Here is a 13,480-nt window from a genome sequence, read left to right as displayed (position 1 = left end):
CTTTAGAGATATATTTATCAGTGTTTTTATTGATGTTTTTATCAATTTCTGCTATACTTATCTTGAGGTGATAAGTATGAATTTTGTAAAAGAATTATCCAATAAGACTGTATCCATTTCTGAATTCAATCGAGGCCTAGCTGGACGTATTTTCGATGATGTCAAAGTGAATGGTTCTAAGGTCGTATTAAAGAACAACACTCCTGAGTGCATTCTTGTTTCCCCTGATGAATATACGAAACTCATTGATGAGCTCGAAGATGCAAGAGATCTTATGCTTGCCAATACAAGGATGTCATCAATGGATAAATCCGATTTAATTTCTCAAGATGAATTTGAAGAAGCCTTCCATATCGATTTAAATGAAGTCTCTCCTCTTGATGAGGACGAAATCGAATGAACTATAAACTATCCTTTATAAAAGAAGCCATCCAAGACTATAAAGCCTTAGATGGATCTCAAAGAAAAATTGTCGATAAAGCACTTAAGAGGATCTTAATAAATCCTCTTCCTAATACTGAAGGTGGCTATGGCAAGCCTCTTTCTAACCTTTCTGATTCTAAGCTTGCTGGTCTTATGAAAATTAAACTTAAGAGTTCAGGTCTTAGGATCGTTTATAAATTGGAAAAATCAGATGACGAAGTTCTTGTCATTATTATCGGTGCAAGAGCCGAATCCAAAGTCTATAAAGATGCTGAAAAAAGAGTAGCTAAGCTTGAAGATTAAAACTTATCATAATCTTCTTGCGTAGCTACTTCTTTGTATTTATATTCATCGTTATTCTTTTCTGTGAACATATCATTTACAAGTCCAATTGTTAGTAGAGATAAATCAGAAACAGAAAGACCTAATTCTACTGCCCTTAATAGGAATAATGCTGTAGTCATTGGTCTTTCTGTTGGTCTTACTTTTTTTTAGGAACTTCTTCCGATTTTATATTAAGTCCCCATAACTCAATTAGCTGAGGTAGAATTTGATAAATTGAAAAGGTTGAGAAATTATCCAACCATTCTTCTGGACTATCAGGAACAGATTTATCTCCATGCTTTGCCATTACATAGGCTATATTTTCAAATAGTTCTAATGAACCTATATCTAGATTAGATTTATCTTCATCATTTTTCTTCATGGACTTTTCAAGTTCCATTAAGTCTTTGAAGATATCTCTTCCAAATTTAAGTCTATAGATTCTTGGGATAGCTGCTGATGCACGGAAAACAACATCTTTCCCATCAATTTGAATTTTCTTGGTTAGTGCCATATTTATTTACCTCCAACACTTGCTCTTGAAGGTGTTACTGTAGTTTCTGTTGGCATATAGACTGACTTATACCAACCATCGTAAGTTTCCTTCGTAGTTTCTTCACCTGTTCTAGCCTTTACATTTCCATTTGGAAGTGGTCTTGCTTGAATAGATAAGGTTTCTGGTTGAACTTCTCTTGATTCTTCATTAGTTTCTCCTTCAAGGGTAGGTCTTGCCGCTGAACAGTTATACATGACGTGACGGATTTTCTTTTGGTCTCCATCAAACTCAAAAAGAAGTGCAAAGTTTGCAGTTTCTGAATTTGAGGACTCAATTAGAACTTTATTAGAATCTGATTTTTCCATCAAAACATCAGTCCTAAAAGATTCTGGAATAAGGGCGATTTCCAAATCTCCGTCATATCCCATATTGTTTGAAATAGTGTAGTATTCAATTCCATCTGCATAAAAGCTTTCAGGCTCTCCATTAGGATCCAATGAAATCGAAACAGCACCAGGCATTGGCACTGGTGTCTTATATTTAATAACGCCCTCTTCAGCTTTATCGAAGAGAGCGTAGTGAACATTACAAATATTAAATTTAACTTTATTAGCCATTTTTTACCTCCATAGTAAATTCATAGAGAACTTCATAAAGTCTTTCTGATTCAATCCAAACTTCAGATTTTTCATAATAGATTTTTTCTCTATCAAGTATCTCTTCTATCTTTTCTTCTAATTTTAAATCTTTCCTATCAGTATAAAGTTCTAAGTCTATCTGGGTGTTTTTATAAAAGACTACTCCATCTGCACCAAAGTGTTTATTCTTTGGAAATAGATAAACCATAAATGGTGGATCTGGACTTTCTCCTTCAGCAAAGTGCGAGTATGCAAATGGAAGTCCTATCTTTTCAATTATTTTTAATAGCCTATCCATCGTTTAGTTTCCTCATAATATTTTCTTCCAATTCTCTAACTCCTTTCTCTTCAGCTGGTCCAATGTGTGGCTTAGCAGATACTCTTCCTCCCTGTCTAAGAACATGACCTTTTTCAAGTAAATGAGCCAGTTGATATCTATTTCTTGAATGGACTACAAGTTCTATTGAGTTTGAAGTTTCTTTTATAGTTTTTACAGACCAAGATTTAGAATATTTCTTTGTTTCTCCTACAGGTGCATTTTCTTGTATGTCTTTTCTAATATTGCTACCAGCTTTTTTGACTTCCTTTTTGACTTCATCTGTTGCCATATCAGAATATTCTTCTAAGCCCTTCATTATTTCACTAGCGAGGTTTTCAATTTTTACATTCATCTACTCACCTTCCTACATCTAAACTTTATAAGTCTATTTTTATAATTCATAAAGTCAATTGAGATGATATTGTACATTTCATCATCAAATAGAATTCTGTATTCTGAAGTGTTAATATTCTTTAACCTATTTTGAAATCTCACAGTAAAAGAAATATCTGACCTGTCTACTTCCATCCCAAGAAAAACTTCTTCTCCTTTACCTTGAAAAGATATATAGGCTGATGTTTCTAGATAATCTGCCCATACCGATTTATGGTTACCAATTTCATCTACCTCAACATTTTTATTTTGAAAGGTTATTTTTCTATTTAAATCTGATATCTTCATTAGAACTCAGCCTTTCTCATTCCAAATAATAAAGCCCTTAGAGTTAAGTTTAATACAGAATAATCTGCCTCTTCTCTGTGTTCATAAAGATAAGCAGTCATATAGAGGACGGCTATCTTTCCATTTGGATTTTTAGAAAGATCTTCTTCGCTATCAACCCTGGATACATCCATGGAGTGCTTTATTGATGATTGGATGAGAGATTTAATCATCTCATCCTCATCATCAAAATCCACCCTTAAATAGGACTTTACCTCCTCAAGAGTAATCATAATTTACTCCTTAGGCAGTAGCGCCGATTTTTAATAGTTTAACTGCCTCTTTTAAAACTAAGATTCCATCAACTCTTTCCTTACCTAAGAAACCAACCATGCCATTACCAGCAAATAGTTCCTTTAAGTCTTGGAAAGACCTGTTTCCTCTATCTCCAATCTTGTAATATGAAAAATCGCCAAAGGCTACTGCAAGTTTTCCTTTATCAGCTTTTGGAGCAAAGGCAGATGTATAGGCAGGATATCCTAAAAGTCTATCTGGTTCTCCATCCTTAAGTGATGGTTGCCAAATATATGCACCATTAACATCCTTAAGTTTTCTAATCTGAGCAACTGTTGCATCATTTAAAATGAAAGCTGCTCTCTTTCTATAAGGTCTGTCTAAAGAGTAAACTAAATCAATGAGTTCATCTGCAGTAATTGTTTGAGCCTTTGTTGTTACCCCAAGTTCTCCACCTTTTTTAGAGTCAAAAATTCCTGTAGGCTTGTTTACTCCATCGCCATTTAAGAAGGCATCCTCTTCAGCATTTGCTAACGCTCTAGTAAATTCTTCAGTGATGTATTTTTCTAGATTAAAGGCTGCATCATAGAGAAGTTCTTCAGTAACTTTAATTCCAACATGGAGTTTGTGTGCATCAAGAGATACTTGATCGAATGTACCATCTCCAAAGGTAAGTTGACCACCTTCTTCAACCCATAGGGCTGCTGGCTTTGTAGCTGCAATGTTAATTTTATGGAGTCCAGAAGTTTGAACTTTTGTAGCTAGTTTTCTTACAATATTTTCATCTTCAAGACCATTTACAATATCTACTTCCATTTCTTCTGGAACTAAATATCCACCACTTTCATCTGTACCTACCTTTAGTTCATTAGAAATATCTCTAAAGTTAGTTCTTAATGCCTTCATCATAGACTTCCTATAGACATTTCTTGCTCTCATCGGCTTTTCTTCTTCATTAAAAGTAGCAGGTTCACTTGTTAGTGCTTCACTAGTAGGTTTTTCTAAGGATTTATCCATTTCTTCTTCCCTCTTCTTTCTTTCAATTTCACGAGTATAATTCTCGATAGTTCTCTCCATCTCTTCGTATGTCTTAAAGTCTTCATCAGACATTAGACCCTTTTCATCTTTCTTAGATTCAGCAAATGCCTTTGCCTCATCCCAAGCCTTAGTTCTCTTTTCTAAAAGTTCTTTTAAATTCATAATTACCTCCAAGTGTTTTTAATTTTGTTTAATCTTTCTTCTACCTCACTCATTGAGTGAGTCTTTACTTCTTTATTTATCTTTGTTAAAAGTGAGTTTGTAACTGCTCGTCTTGAAAAAACCATATTAGTGACTTTTTCATCTTTTCTTTTGTCAGTGAGAGTTCCATCACAAAAGCCCATCTCAATAGCCTTGTTCTTATCAAACCAAGTCTCTCCATCCATTAGATTAGAAATCTCTTCTCTAGACAAACCTGTCTTAATCTCATAGGCATTGATGATTGATTCTTTGACTTCCTTTAACATATCAATTGCCTTTTGCATTTCTTTTGAGTCACCAATGGCTACAGTTAAGGGGTTGTGAATCATCATTAATGAGGTGGGACTCATCAATACTTCAGTTCCTGCCATGGCAATAACCGATGCTGCTGATGCTGCAAGCCCATCAATCTTTATGGTCACATTTCCCTTGTGTTCTAAAAGCATGGTGTAAATTCGTGATGCAGCTATACAATCTCCACCAGGGGAGTTGATCCACACAGTTATGTCTCCACTTTTATTTTTTAATTCTTCAAAAAAGAGCCTTGGCGTGATTTCATCATCAAACCAAGACTCTTCTGCAATAACTCCATCTATATAGAGTTCATTTGAATCCTTTTTCCAATTCCAAAATATTTTATTGTTCTTCATTAGGATTTATTTCTTCTCCTTTCTGCTGATAAAAACTACCTGCCTTATCAAGTGGTAGCATATTTCCATTTACAAGATATAGGTCCCCACCTTCTTCAGCTGAAATCCTATCAAGATTTTCTAATTCTCTTATGTCATTTGCACTCATCCACCCATTCTGTCTTCCTACAGCATATCCATTCATTCTTGATTCATAGTCTCCTCTTAAAAGTCCATCAAGATTGAATTTAATAAAGTAGGATTCCTTTTCTTTCTTTGTTAATAGTGATCTTTCTAAAGATTGCTCCCAACGAACAATCCAAGGATCGAGAGTATATTTAACAAATTCAAGTGACTGCTGTTCTATATTTGAAAATGATGACTTCTCCAAGTCACCAATCATGTGAGGTGGTATTCTGAATATCCTTGCTATCTCATTTAATTGAAACTTTCTAGTTTCCAAAAACTGGGCCTCACTTGGTGCGATGGCTATGGGTTGGTATTTCATCCCTTCTTCAAGTACAGCCACTTTGTTGGCGTTCTTAGGCCCCTGAAAGGCAGCATTCCATGACTCTCTAACTCTTTCTGGGTCTTTAATAATACCTGGATGCTCTAAAACTCCACCTGGTTGTGCTCCATTTTGGAAGAATGACGCTCCATAATCTTCACAAGCCATAGCCATGCCTATAGCATTTTTAGCCATGGTAATTGGTGAGTAGCCAATAAGTCCATCAAAACCAAGTCCTGGAATATGAAGGACATCTTCTTTTAAGAGATAAATTTCTTCTGATTTGTGATTGTATTTATAGAAGATTTCTCCATCTTCACTTCTCATAACAGTCATCTTATTTGGCATTAATGGGTAAAGTCCTATGACCTCATTTCTACCATTACGAATTATCTGAGCGTAGGCATTACCCCAAAGTAGTAGATGGGTCATTAGTGTTTCTCTAAATACAAATGAAGTCATCTCAGTATTTGGTTCATCGTGTAAGAGAAAATATATGGCATGGCCTTTTGCTTTTTCCTTTGAGTTTGAATCTCCTCTTTTATATAAATGAAGAGGAAGTCCTGCTAAGGTTTCAGCAAGAACCCTCACACACGAATAAACTGCTGTCATTTGCATAGCAGTAAATTCATTTACGTTCCTTCCTGCTGTTGTTCTACCAAATAAAAAAGACGTAGAAGAAATTCTCTCCCCGTCTTTAGGTTTGTCTCTCGACTTGAATATTAAATTTAAAATGTTTATATTACCACCTCCTAAAAGTAGGTATTAAAAAAGCACCTACTTTTGTAGATGCTAATAGCTTTAAAATTTAATATACTTAGTTGCTCTACCGCTACCTAATTGTTTAATTAAGCCACTGTCTTTTAATTCTTTTAATGCTCTTTCTATAGTTCTTTGAGAAATGTCTGGGCAAAGTACTACTATATCTGATTTAGATAATGGTTCTAAGGAATTATCAAATATCTTCATCACTCTATCTGAAGAAGTTATAGATTTTTCTGCTATTAGTTTAAATCTTTCATCACACTGGCTATATGCTTTGTAGATGACCGAAAGCATATATCTTATAAATGGTAATTCATCACTCGTACCGTCATGCCAATCTTCACTTGAAGCTTGCAATTCTTCATAGTAAATATCTTTTGTCTCTTCAATAATCATTTCTAGTGAAATATATTTTCCTACAAAAAATCCATTTTTATAGAGTAGTAGCAGAGTTAATAGCCTTGACATTCTACCATTTCCATCAGCGAATGGATGGATACATAAAAAATCATGAATCACAGTTGGTATTAGAAGTAATGGCGGGATTTCTAAACTAACGGCTTCATTATAAGCCTCAATCATTCTATCAATATATATTTCTGTTTCAAAAGCTGATACAGGCTGAAATCTTACTTTTTTCTGACCAAGGGAATTTACTTCAACGATGCTATTATCCATTGTTTTAAATTTTCCTTTATGGCTTTCCCCTGAATAAGAATAAAGCCTATTGTGTAGGGTCAAAATATTGTTTTTTGTGAATTCTATATTGTCATAGTTTTCATGAATGATATCTAAAACTTCTCTGTAACCATATATTTCTTCTTCATTTCTATTCTTAGGTTCACTTTTTTTATTCATCAACTCTTCTAGTCTGGTATCATTTGTTGAAATACCTTCTATTGCATTAGATGATTTAGTGGACTGAATTTTTGCAACCTCTATCATTTTATCGAGAACATCGGAAAAATTAGCTACGTATAGCTCCTGTTTTCCTTTATATTCATAGATCTTTGATATTAAATCATACATTTTTGCAGGTATATTTAAATTTAAAAGCTTTGAATAATTAAATTCTCTCATGTTCTATCACCACCTTCCTCGCCATTATATCGTATATGGCGTATATAAATCAATGCTGGCGAGATTAATTTCGCCATTTTAATAGATTTGGCTATGATAAATCAAAAATAGCGAGATTAAAAAACAATCAATCCCCTATCATCATAAACCGATTCACTTGTATCATTGCCACATCTTATTGCCCTATCTAGAGCCATTATTGTAGCAATTACTCCATCTATCTTTTCTGTAGATTTTTCTTTGTCTGCCTTAATGTTTCCAGCAGGATCTGTTCGTATGAAGATATTATCCATCATCCATCTTAGAACAGGATGACCCCCATGGGCTATTTTTCTTTCGAGAGTTAGTTTCATGAGTTCTTTAGTCGGTGGAGACATATCTTTAAATCCTTGACCAAAAGGAACTACTGTGAAACCCATGCCTTCTAAGTTTTGAACCATCTGAACTGCTCCCCATCTATCAAAGGCTATTTCCCTAATGTTATAAATCTCACTTAAGTCTTCTATAAATTTTTCTATAAACCCATAGTGGACTACATTACCTTCCGTTGTCATAATATAGCCTTGTTTTTTCCATAGGTCATAGTTTACATGGTCTCTTTTTACTCTTAGGTCGAGGTTATCTTCTGGTAACCAAAAGTAGGGTAATATTTGATACTTATCATCTTCATCTATTGGAGGAAAGACTAAAACAAAGGCTGTAATATCTGTTGTAGATGAAAGGTCAAGACCTCCATAGCAGACTCTTCCTTTTAGTTCTTCTTCATTAACAGCAAAATTACATAAATCCCATTTTTCCATAGGCATCCACCTGATTGCTTGTTTGACCCATTGATTAAGTCTTAGTTGTCTGAAGGCATTTTCTTCAGTTGGGTTTTGCTTAGCTGATTCACAAGCTTGTCTTACTTTTTCTATAGGAACTGTAATTCCAAGAGACGGATTTGCCTTATGCCATACTTTTTCATCTGTCCAATCATCATCCCTATCTGCTCCATAAATCACGGGATAGAAAGTTGAATCCGTTTTTCTTCCTTCAAGTATGTCGACTGCCTTTTGATGCGTTTCATAGCAGATTGATTTCGTATCTGTTCCTGCAGTTGTTATGAGGAAATATAGTGGTTGGGTTCTTGCATCGCCAGAACCTTTTGTCATAACATCAAATAATTTTCTATTAGGCTGAGTGTGAAGTTCGTCAAATACGACACCATGAATATTAAATCCGTGTTTAGAATAAGCCTCTGCAGATAAAACTTGATAGAAAGAATTGGTCGGCTTATATATCATCCTCTTTTGAGATGCTAGAATCTTTACTCTTTTAGATAGGGCTGGAGACATTCTTACCATATCAGCTGCAACATCAAAAACTATAGTTGCTTGTTGTCTATCAGCAGCACATCCATAAACCTCTGCTCTTTCTTCTCCATCACCACAAGTTAGAAGAAGTGCTACAGCAGCTGCAAGTTCAGATTTTCCCATCTTCTTTGGTATTTCAATATAGGCTGTATTAAATTGTCTATATCCTGTATCTTTCACAATTCCAAACAAGTCTCTTATGATTTCTTCTTGCCAATCAATAAGCTTGAAGTCTTTACCTGCCCATCTACCTTTTGTATGCTTCAGGCATTCTATAAAGGTGACTGCATAGTCTGCTTTGTTTTTATCATAGTGAGATGTAGGTAGCATAAATTTTGTTGGTTTATATTTCATTTGACCTCCTTTCTTTAAAAATGGGCATAAAAAATAGCCACCTGATTGTGACTTCTACTACGACAAATAGAGCCTTAACTCTATTTGGATTTTTATTTTTATCTTTTTCTTGCTATGTTTAATTCTTTGTAAGCTTTCTTAAGTTCTCTATCTAGTGTTTCTGATTCTGCAAAAAGTTGAAATTCTTCGTCAGTTAAGTTTCCTTTTGATACTTCCCAAAGTTCTTCATGAACTTGGTCTACACATTTCTTTGCAATTCCTGCTATGTCTAAAAGGTTAATGGCTGCTCCAATCTTGCCTTCTTTTGATTTTTTTATTGAGCTTTCTGCGTATCTTTTGCAAGCTTTAACTTCTGTCTCTAATCTTTCTAAAAGGTCTTTTTTCATGGTTTTACTCTCCTTTGCTTTTGTTATATGCATATTCCCGTATAGGAGAGTATTAGTCAAGTCTTTTATGCCTATAAATCGGCTATTTTTCAATCTTTTTAAAGATTATCTATAAAGTCGTCAAACCACTTTGCTCCAATCTCAAGTCTTATAATTGGAAGTCTTCCTAACTTGTTGTACTTTAAACTTACTATCCTTAAGTCTTCAGGAAGGTCGCTTTCGTAAAATTCGTTAATTGTTTTTCCCATTGTGATATAAATTGTGTCATCTTCAAGGTAGTCTTTTAAATAATCTTGGAAAGCTAAGTCTCCATTTTCTCCTTCGTAAAGTCCAAGCATTGTAATTGCTGAAGAGTCGATTAACTCATTTAAATCTTCCTGTGTTTTCATGTATTTGTATGCCATATTTTTCTCCTTATCTTTTTTGTATGTACATATAACCGTACTGTCAAAAATAAGTCAAGTTAATTAAGGGATATAATGGCTATATTTCAACCTTTACTCGATATTTTTTCTATTCTATCCACTCTGAAAATTACATTTAATGTTGAGCCATTATCCCATTTTACTAGAATTGATCCAATGGCATCCACCCCATAGACTGTGCCTAAGGTTCCAACTGGTGGAGCCTGTTCATCTTCCATTTGGATTAGTTTTACTCTTGTACCTACTGGAAATGTCTCTTTCAATTTTTGTATAATTTCCCTTGAAATCATCTAATCACCTCACATACATATATCACTCAAATACTGATTTATATCAAGTCAGATTAATAACATCTTTATACTTATACTCTTTTCCATTTCTTAATAGGCTTACATCTTTATCACTACCAACCAACTCAACAAATCTATTTACAATCACATCTACAAATTTTTCATCGAGTTCTATCATCCTACAAATCCTATCAGTCTGTTCACAAGCTATTAGTGTACTTCCACTTCCACCAAATGGATCAAGTACAATAGAGTTTGTCATAGATGAGTTTTTAATCGGATAAGATAAAAGTGGAATAGGTTTCATAGTAGGGTGGTCTCCATTTTTTCTTGGTTTATCAAATTCCCAAATGGTAGACTCCTTCCTTCCTGTGTACCAGTTGTGTTTTCCTTTTTTCTTCCAACCATAAAGGATGGGTTCATGTTGCCATTGATATGGACTTCTTCCAAGTACGAGAGACTGTTTCTTCCAAATACAAGTACCAGATAAATAAAAGCCAGCATCTTGAAATGACTTTCTAAAATTAAGTCCTTCTGTATCAGCATGAAAAACATATATTGAACCATCATCTGCGAGGAACTTCTCCATATTTAAAAAGGAGCTTAGTAAAAATTCATAGAATTTACTTTGCTCCATATTGTCATTTTTAATTTTTCCAGCTGATCCTTCATAGTTTACATTGTATGGAGGGTCTGTGATGATAAGATTTGCTTTTGTATCATTCATCAGTTTCTCATAAGTTGTTTCATCTGTAGAATCTCCACAAATAAGTTTGTGTTTACCTAAGGTCCAAATATCTCCAGCTTTAGAAAAAGTAGGTTTTTCCAATTCTTCCTCTACATCAAAGTCATCATCTTCTGTATCGTTTCCTAAGTCAAAGATATTAGATAATTCATCTGGTGAAAAACCAGTAAGTTCTACATTAAAACCATAATCTTCTAGGGATTCAATTTCTACTCTTAGTAGTTCTTCATCCCAACCAGCATCAAGGGCCATTCTGTTATCAGCTAAGATATAAGCTTTCTTTTGTGCCTCGTTTAGATGGTCTGCAAAGACACATGGAACTTCTTTTATACCTTCTTCCTTCGCTGCCATAATTCTTCCGTGACCTGCAATAACTCCATAGTCTTTATCAATAATTACAGGATTGATGAAACCAAACTCTCTAATTGATGATCGTAGTTTATTAATCTGGTCTGCTGAATGAGTTCTTGCATTGTTTACATAGGGTACAAGTTTTTCAATATCGACTAATTTCATTTCCTTTGTTGTTATCATATTAACCCCCACTTTGCAAATTCCTCAAAACCACCAATAGAATTAATGTAGTTTCTAGCAATTTCTACTATTTCAGAATATGGTCTACCATCAATAGTTTCATCTCCGATTGCACAGGATAATTCAATCTCTCTATTTTCCTCTTGTGCATTTAGGTGGGCATAAATATTAACTGAAACATCAGCCTTGGATAAGTCTTTACCATGAAGACCTCCTCCTGTTACTGCTCGTCCCATGTCTGAGCCTAGTTTTCTATTTGTCGCTCCAGTATCAACATTAAATCCTCCAGTCCAATCCCCTAAAGGATTTACTACTGCTCTTGGATAAATAGATTTTAAAATTCCTGTAGCTACATTAGATTGGCAGATGATGAGTTTATCTCCATCAAGAATGTACTTCCCATCGTAAGGATAATTAGAATAGATTTCACGGGCAATTAAAGATAGTTTCTTTTCTTCATCTGATGTAGGCACTCCCCTAAAAATCCCATTGTCTCCACATCTTATCTTTTCTTTTTGATTATTTGATAGGTGGATATCCTGTTCTACTAATTTAATATCTGCTATTACATCTCCAGCTATCCTATTAATCGCTGTTTCAATTTCTTTTTTATTTAACTTACAATCCGTTTCAATAATTACATGACAATTTCCATGCCCCAGCAAAACTTCAACTGCTATTTTAGGATCATCTTTTTCTTTATATGCTAAATCTACAATTGCTCCTGCAATACAATCTGCTATTTTATCAACGTGTGATGGATTCACTTTTTCAAACATATATTACACCTCCATGTTTTTTATCCTTCCAAAATTCCAACCATTAATTAGAAAATTGTTCAACGTATTCTCTTTTACACATTTTTCTAATTTCCCGTTATTTATCCATTTCCTATTTTTGCTATTCTCAGAAAGTTTTTTTCTACTTTTTTCAGAAATCACTTTTCCTTTATGTGATTCAGATATTTTCTTCTTAACATCTCCATAATTCATATTGTATGAATGAGTACACCATTCTAAATTTTCTAATTTGTTATTAGCTTTGTTTTCATCAAGATGATTTACTTCCTCATAGTTATTTGGATTAGGCAAAAAAGAAAGAGCCACCAATCTGTGAACGAGCAAATTTTTTTTGCTACCATTCTTCCAGAGGTAAACTCTTTTGTATCCATTAGGTTGAAAATCTCCCTTTAATATTAAATTATTACTTTTTATGCTTCTAATATTACCTAGAGTAGATGCCTGATATTCATCTTCATATCCAGGAATATCTTTCCATACTTCTATTGAATTCAATGAAACCTCTTACTTTCTACTTCTTAGAAGTTTTTCCATCATATCTTCCCCATAGTCTTCATAAACTTCTGTGCAGTTTTCTTTAACTATGTCATAAATCTCGTACCATAAAAGGTTGGCTGTCTTTTGAAATTGTGAAGACATCTGTACAAATGGAGATGCAATAACTCCTCCTGTAGTAGGATGCTTTCCTAATAGTCCAAATTGACTTATTGCCTCTTCACATTGAATGTATCTTGCAAAAGCCTGAGAGTAAGATTCTAGTAGTCTTGGATTTACTAAGTTCTCACAGTTTCTCTGTTTTAACCATCCCCATGTCTCTTTGTATATTTCGTCAGCACCAAGTGGTATTCCATTCTTTTGCTTTGCTGATAGATAGTCACTAGGTGTTGGCATATCGGTTCCATCAAGAACTGCTCCATCTGGTAAATCAACTGCATCTATTTCTTCTGGAGTGAATGTTGGAATATCATTCATTAATATTTCTACTTTTTTACCTTTTTCTATTTTTTCAGCAGCAGGCTGTGGTTTCCCTCCTGCTTTTACTCTTCTCCCACCTCTATATGTTCCGTCCTTAGCGATACTATCACCTCCTAGTTGTTTTATTTCTTTTCTCATGTATGTTATTGACTTTGACTAGTTCTATGTTATAATTAATTTAACAGAACCTCTCCACGCTTAATGTAGATTTTCTACATGCGGACCACGGAGAGGGCTTTTTTAT

21 protein-coding genes are annotated in these 13,480 nt (G+C 34.2%); 2 read left to right on the top strand and 19 right to left on the bottom strand.

Features of this window, described 5'->3' with window-relative positions; all coding sequences use genetic code 11:
- Both WKS98_RS08275 and WKS98_RS08270 read left to right on the top strand, forming a co-directional pair.
- Positions 1-400 (top strand): hypothetical protein (locus WKS98_RS08275; RefSeq protein WP_498918439.1); only part of this gene is annotated, 400 nt, incomplete at its 5' end.
- A complete protein-coding gene (locus WKS98_RS08270; protein WP_049690779.1) occupies positions 397-726 on the top strand; it encodes a type II toxin-antitoxin system RelE family toxin in 330 nt (109 codons plus the stop codon). The genes WKS98_RS08275 and WKS98_RS08270, both read left to right, overlap by 4 nt.
- Here the strand turns inward: WKS98_RS08270 and WKS98_RS08265 are convergent.
- The 19 genes from WKS98_RS08265 to WKS98_RS08175 all read right to left on the bottom strand — a co-directional run bounded on the left by WKS98_RS08265 (position 723) and on the right by WKS98_RS08175 (position 13,374).
- Positions 723-887 carry a hypothetical protein gene (locus tag WKS98_RS08265; RefSeq protein WP_273498037.1) on the bottom strand — a complete coding sequence of 55 codons (165 nt, stop codon included), beginning with the start codon at positions 885-887 and terminating at the stop codon, positions 723-725. The two genes, WKS98_RS08270 and WKS98_RS08265, sit on opposite strands and share 4 nt — an antisense overlap.
- Positions 888-904: 17 nt before the next feature.
- Positions 905-1,261: a hypothetical protein gene (locus tag WKS98_RS08260; RefSeq protein WP_044565579.1), complete on the bottom strand. Its 357-nt coding sequence runs from the start codon at positions 1,259-1,261 to the stop codon at positions 905-907.
- A gap of 2 nt (positions 1,262-1,263) precedes the next feature.
- On the bottom strand, positions 1,264-1,860 hold the full coding sequence (locus tag WKS98_RS08255; RefSeq protein ID WP_009431460.1) for a major tail protein: 597 nt from the start codon (positions 1,858-1,860) through the stop codon (positions 1,264-1,266).
- Positions 1,853-2,179 carry a hypothetical protein gene (locus WKS98_RS08250; protein ID WP_498918435.1) on the bottom strand — a complete coding sequence of 109 codons (327 nt, stop codon included), beginning with the start codon at positions 2,177-2,179 and terminating at the stop codon, positions 1,853-1,855. Before WKS98_RS08250 ends, WKS98_RS08255 begins: the two co-directional genes overlap by 8 nt.
- Entirely contained in the window at positions 2,172-2,552 is a 381-nt protein-coding gene (locus WKS98_RS08245) for an HK97 gp10 family phage protein (RefSeq protein ID WP_019192392.1), read from the bottom strand. The genes WKS98_RS08250 and WKS98_RS08245 overlap by 8 nt, the downstream gene beginning before the upstream one ends.
- A complete protein-coding gene (locus WKS98_RS08240; RefSeq protein ID WP_498918433.1) occupies positions 2,549-2,881 on the bottom strand; it encodes a phage head closure protein in 333 nt (110 codons plus the stop codon). The genes WKS98_RS08245 and WKS98_RS08240 overlap by 4 nt, the downstream gene beginning before the upstream one ends.
- A complete protein-coding gene (locus tag WKS98_RS08235) occupies positions 2,881-3,153 on the bottom strand; it encodes a head-tail connector protein (protein WP_498918432.1) in 273 nt (90 codons plus the stop codon). The genes WKS98_RS08240 and WKS98_RS08235 overlap by 1 nt, the downstream gene beginning before the upstream one ends.
- Positions 3,154-3,163: 10 nt before the next feature.
- Complete coding sequence (locus WKS98_RS08230) at positions 3,164-4,354, bottom strand: phage major capsid protein (RefSeq protein ID WP_498918430.1); 1,191 nt, start codon at positions 4,352-4,354, stop codon at positions 3,164-3,166.
- Between the two features lie 2 nt (positions 4,355-4,356).
- On the bottom strand, positions 4,357-5,043 hold the full coding sequence (locus WKS98_RS08225) for a head maturation protease, ClpP-related (protein WP_019117850.1): 687 nt from the start codon (positions 5,041-5,043) through the stop codon (positions 4,357-4,359).
- Positions 5,030-6,142, bottom strand: coding sequence for a phage portal protein (locus tag WKS98_RS08220; protein ID WP_498918428.1), 1,113 nt, complete (start codon positions 6,140-6,142; stop codon positions 5,030-5,032). The genes WKS98_RS08225 and WKS98_RS08220 overlap by 14 nt, the downstream gene beginning before the upstream one ends.
- A gap of 189 nt (positions 6,143-6,331) precedes the next feature.
- The gene (locus WKS98_RS08215; RefSeq protein ID WP_070699882.1) at positions 6,332-7,375 is read right to left on the bottom strand and encodes a Fic family protein; all 1,044 of its coding nucleotides are present in this window, start codon (positions 7,373-7,375) and stop codon (positions 6,332-6,334) included.
- A 116-nt stretch (positions 7,376-7,491) separates the two neighbouring features.
- Positions 7,492-9,081 carry a terminase large subunit gene (locus WKS98_RS08210; protein ID WP_498918426.1) on the bottom strand — a complete coding sequence of 530 codons (1,590 nt, stop codon included), beginning with the start codon at positions 9,079-9,081 and terminating at the stop codon, positions 7,492-7,494.
- Between the two features lie 98 nt (positions 9,082-9,179).
- The gene (locus WKS98_RS08205) at positions 9,180-9,467 is read right to left on the bottom strand and encodes a transcriptional regulator (protein ID WP_498918424.1); all 288 of its coding nucleotides are present in this window, start codon (positions 9,465-9,467) and stop codon (positions 9,180-9,182) included.
- A 98-nt stretch (positions 9,468-9,565) separates the two neighbouring features.
- Complete coding sequence (locus tag WKS98_RS08200) at positions 9,566-9,871, bottom strand: hypothetical protein (RefSeq protein WP_413014667.1); 306 nt, start codon at positions 9,869-9,871, stop codon at positions 9,566-9,568.
- An 86-nt stretch (positions 9,872-9,957) separates the two neighbouring features.
- Complete coding sequence (locus tag WKS98_RS08195) at positions 9,958-10,182, bottom strand: DUF4314 domain-containing protein (RefSeq protein ID WP_316093617.1); 225 nt, start codon at positions 10,180-10,182, stop codon at positions 9,958-9,960.
- A 43-nt stretch (positions 10,183-10,225) separates the two neighbouring features.
- Positions 10,226-11,461: a site-specific DNA-methyltransferase gene (locus WKS98_RS08190; RefSeq protein WP_498918422.1), complete on the bottom strand. Its 1,236-nt coding sequence runs from the start codon at positions 11,459-11,461 to the stop codon at positions 10,226-10,228.
- Positions 11,458-12,240: an S-adenosylmethionine synthetase N-terminal domain-containing protein gene (locus WKS98_RS08185; RefSeq protein ID WP_498918420.1), complete on the bottom strand. Its 783-nt coding sequence runs from the start codon at positions 12,238-12,240 to the stop codon at positions 11,458-11,460. Before WKS98_RS08185 ends, WKS98_RS08190 begins: the two co-directional genes overlap by 4 nt.
- Before the next feature lie 3 nt (positions 12,241-12,243).
- Complete coding sequence (locus tag WKS98_RS08180; RefSeq protein WP_002834886.1) at positions 12,244-12,756, bottom strand: NUMOD4 domain-containing protein; 513 nt, start codon at positions 12,754-12,756, stop codon at positions 12,244-12,246.
- A 9-nt stretch (positions 12,757-12,765) separates the two neighbouring features.
- Positions 12,766-13,374: a P27 family phage terminase small subunit gene (locus tag WKS98_RS08175; protein WP_071027582.1), complete on the bottom strand. Its 609-nt coding sequence runs from the start codon at positions 13,372-13,374 to the stop codon at positions 12,766-12,768.
- Positions 13,375-13,480 lie beyond the last annotated feature (106 nt).

It is taken from the genome of Lagierella sp. ICN-221743 (assembly GCF_037890055.1).
In the GTDB taxonomy this organism is placed as follows: domain Bacteria; phylum Bacillota; class Clostridia; order Tissierellales; family Peptoniphilaceae; genus Mediannikoviicoccus.
This window is presented reverse-complemented; position numbering and strand designations above follow the sequence as displayed.

Excerpts from the sequence above, each read along its gene's own strand:
- WKS98_RS08230 (WP_498918430.1), bottom strand. The coding sequence starts at position 4,354 with ATGAATTTAAAAGAACTTTTAGAAAAGAGAACTAAGGCTTGGGATGAG.
- WKS98_RS08185 (WP_498918420.1), bottom strand. The coding sequence starts at position 12,240 with ATGTTTGAAAAAGTGAATCCATCACACGTTGATAAAATAGCAGATTGT.
- WKS98_RS08270 (WP_049690779.1), top strand. The coding sequence starts at position 397 with ATGAACTATAAACTATCCTTTATAAAAGAAGCCATCCAAGACTATAAA.
- WKS98_RS08210 (WP_498918426.1), bottom strand. The coding sequence starts at position 9,081 with ATGAAATATAAACCAACAAAATTTATGCTACCTACATCTCACTATGAT.
- WKS98_RS08265 (WP_273498037.1), bottom strand. The coding sequence starts at position 887 with ATGACTACAGCATTATTCCTATTAAGGGCAGTAGAATTAGGTCTTTCT.
- WKS98_RS08235 (WP_498918432.1), bottom strand. The coding sequence starts at position 3,153 with ATGATTACTCTTGAGGAGGTAAAGTCCTATTTAAGGGTGGATTTTGAT.
- WKS98_RS08240 (WP_498918433.1), bottom strand. The coding sequence starts at position 2,881 with ATGAAGATATCAGATTTAAATAGAAAAATAACCTTTCAAAATAAAAAT.
- WKS98_RS08255 (WP_009431460.1), bottom strand. The coding sequence starts at position 1,860 with ATGGCTAATAAAGTTAAATTTAATATTTGTAATGTTCACTACGCTCTC.
- WKS98_RS08245 (WP_019192392.1), bottom strand. The coding sequence starts at position 2,552 with ATGAATGTAAAAATTGAAAACCTCGCTAGTGAAATAATGAAGGGCTTA.
- WKS98_RS08225 (WP_019117850.1), bottom strand. The coding sequence starts at position 5,043 with ATGAAGAACAATAAAATATTTTGGAATTGGAAAAAGGATTCAAATGAA.
- WKS98_RS08195 (WP_316093617.1), bottom strand. The coding sequence starts at position 10,182 with ATGATTTCAAGGGAAATTATACAAAAATTGAAAGAGACATTTCCAGTA.
- WKS98_RS08250 (WP_498918435.1), bottom strand. The coding sequence starts at position 2,179 with ATGGATAGGCTATTAAAAATAATTGAAAAGATAGGACTTCCATTTGCA.
- WKS98_RS08220 (WP_498918428.1), bottom strand. The coding sequence starts at position 6,142 with ATGACAGCAGTTTATTCGTGTGTGAGGGTTCTTGCTGAAACCTTAGCA.
- WKS98_RS08205 (WP_498918424.1), bottom strand. The coding sequence starts at position 9,467 with ATGAAAAAAGACCTTTTAGAAAGATTAGAGACAGAAGTTAAAGCTTGC.
- WKS98_RS08175 (WP_071027582.1), bottom strand. The coding sequence starts at position 13,374 with ATGAGAAAAGAAATAAAACAACTAGGAGGTGATAGTATCGCTAAGGAC.
- WKS98_RS08215 (WP_070699882.1), bottom strand. The coding sequence starts at position 7,375 with ATGAGAGAATTTAATTATTCAAAGCTTTTAAATTTAAATATACCTGCA.
- WKS98_RS08200 (WP_413014667.1), bottom strand. The coding sequence starts at position 9,871 with ATGGCATACAAATACATGAAAACACAGGAAGATTTAAATGAGTTAATC.
- WKS98_RS08190 (WP_498918422.1), bottom strand. The coding sequence starts at position 11,461 with ATGATAACAACAAAGGAAATGAAATTAGTCGATATTGAAAAACTTGTA.
- WKS98_RS08260 (WP_044565579.1), bottom strand. The coding sequence starts at position 1,261 with ATGGCACTAACCAAGAAAATTCAAATTGATGGGAAAGATGTTGTTTTC.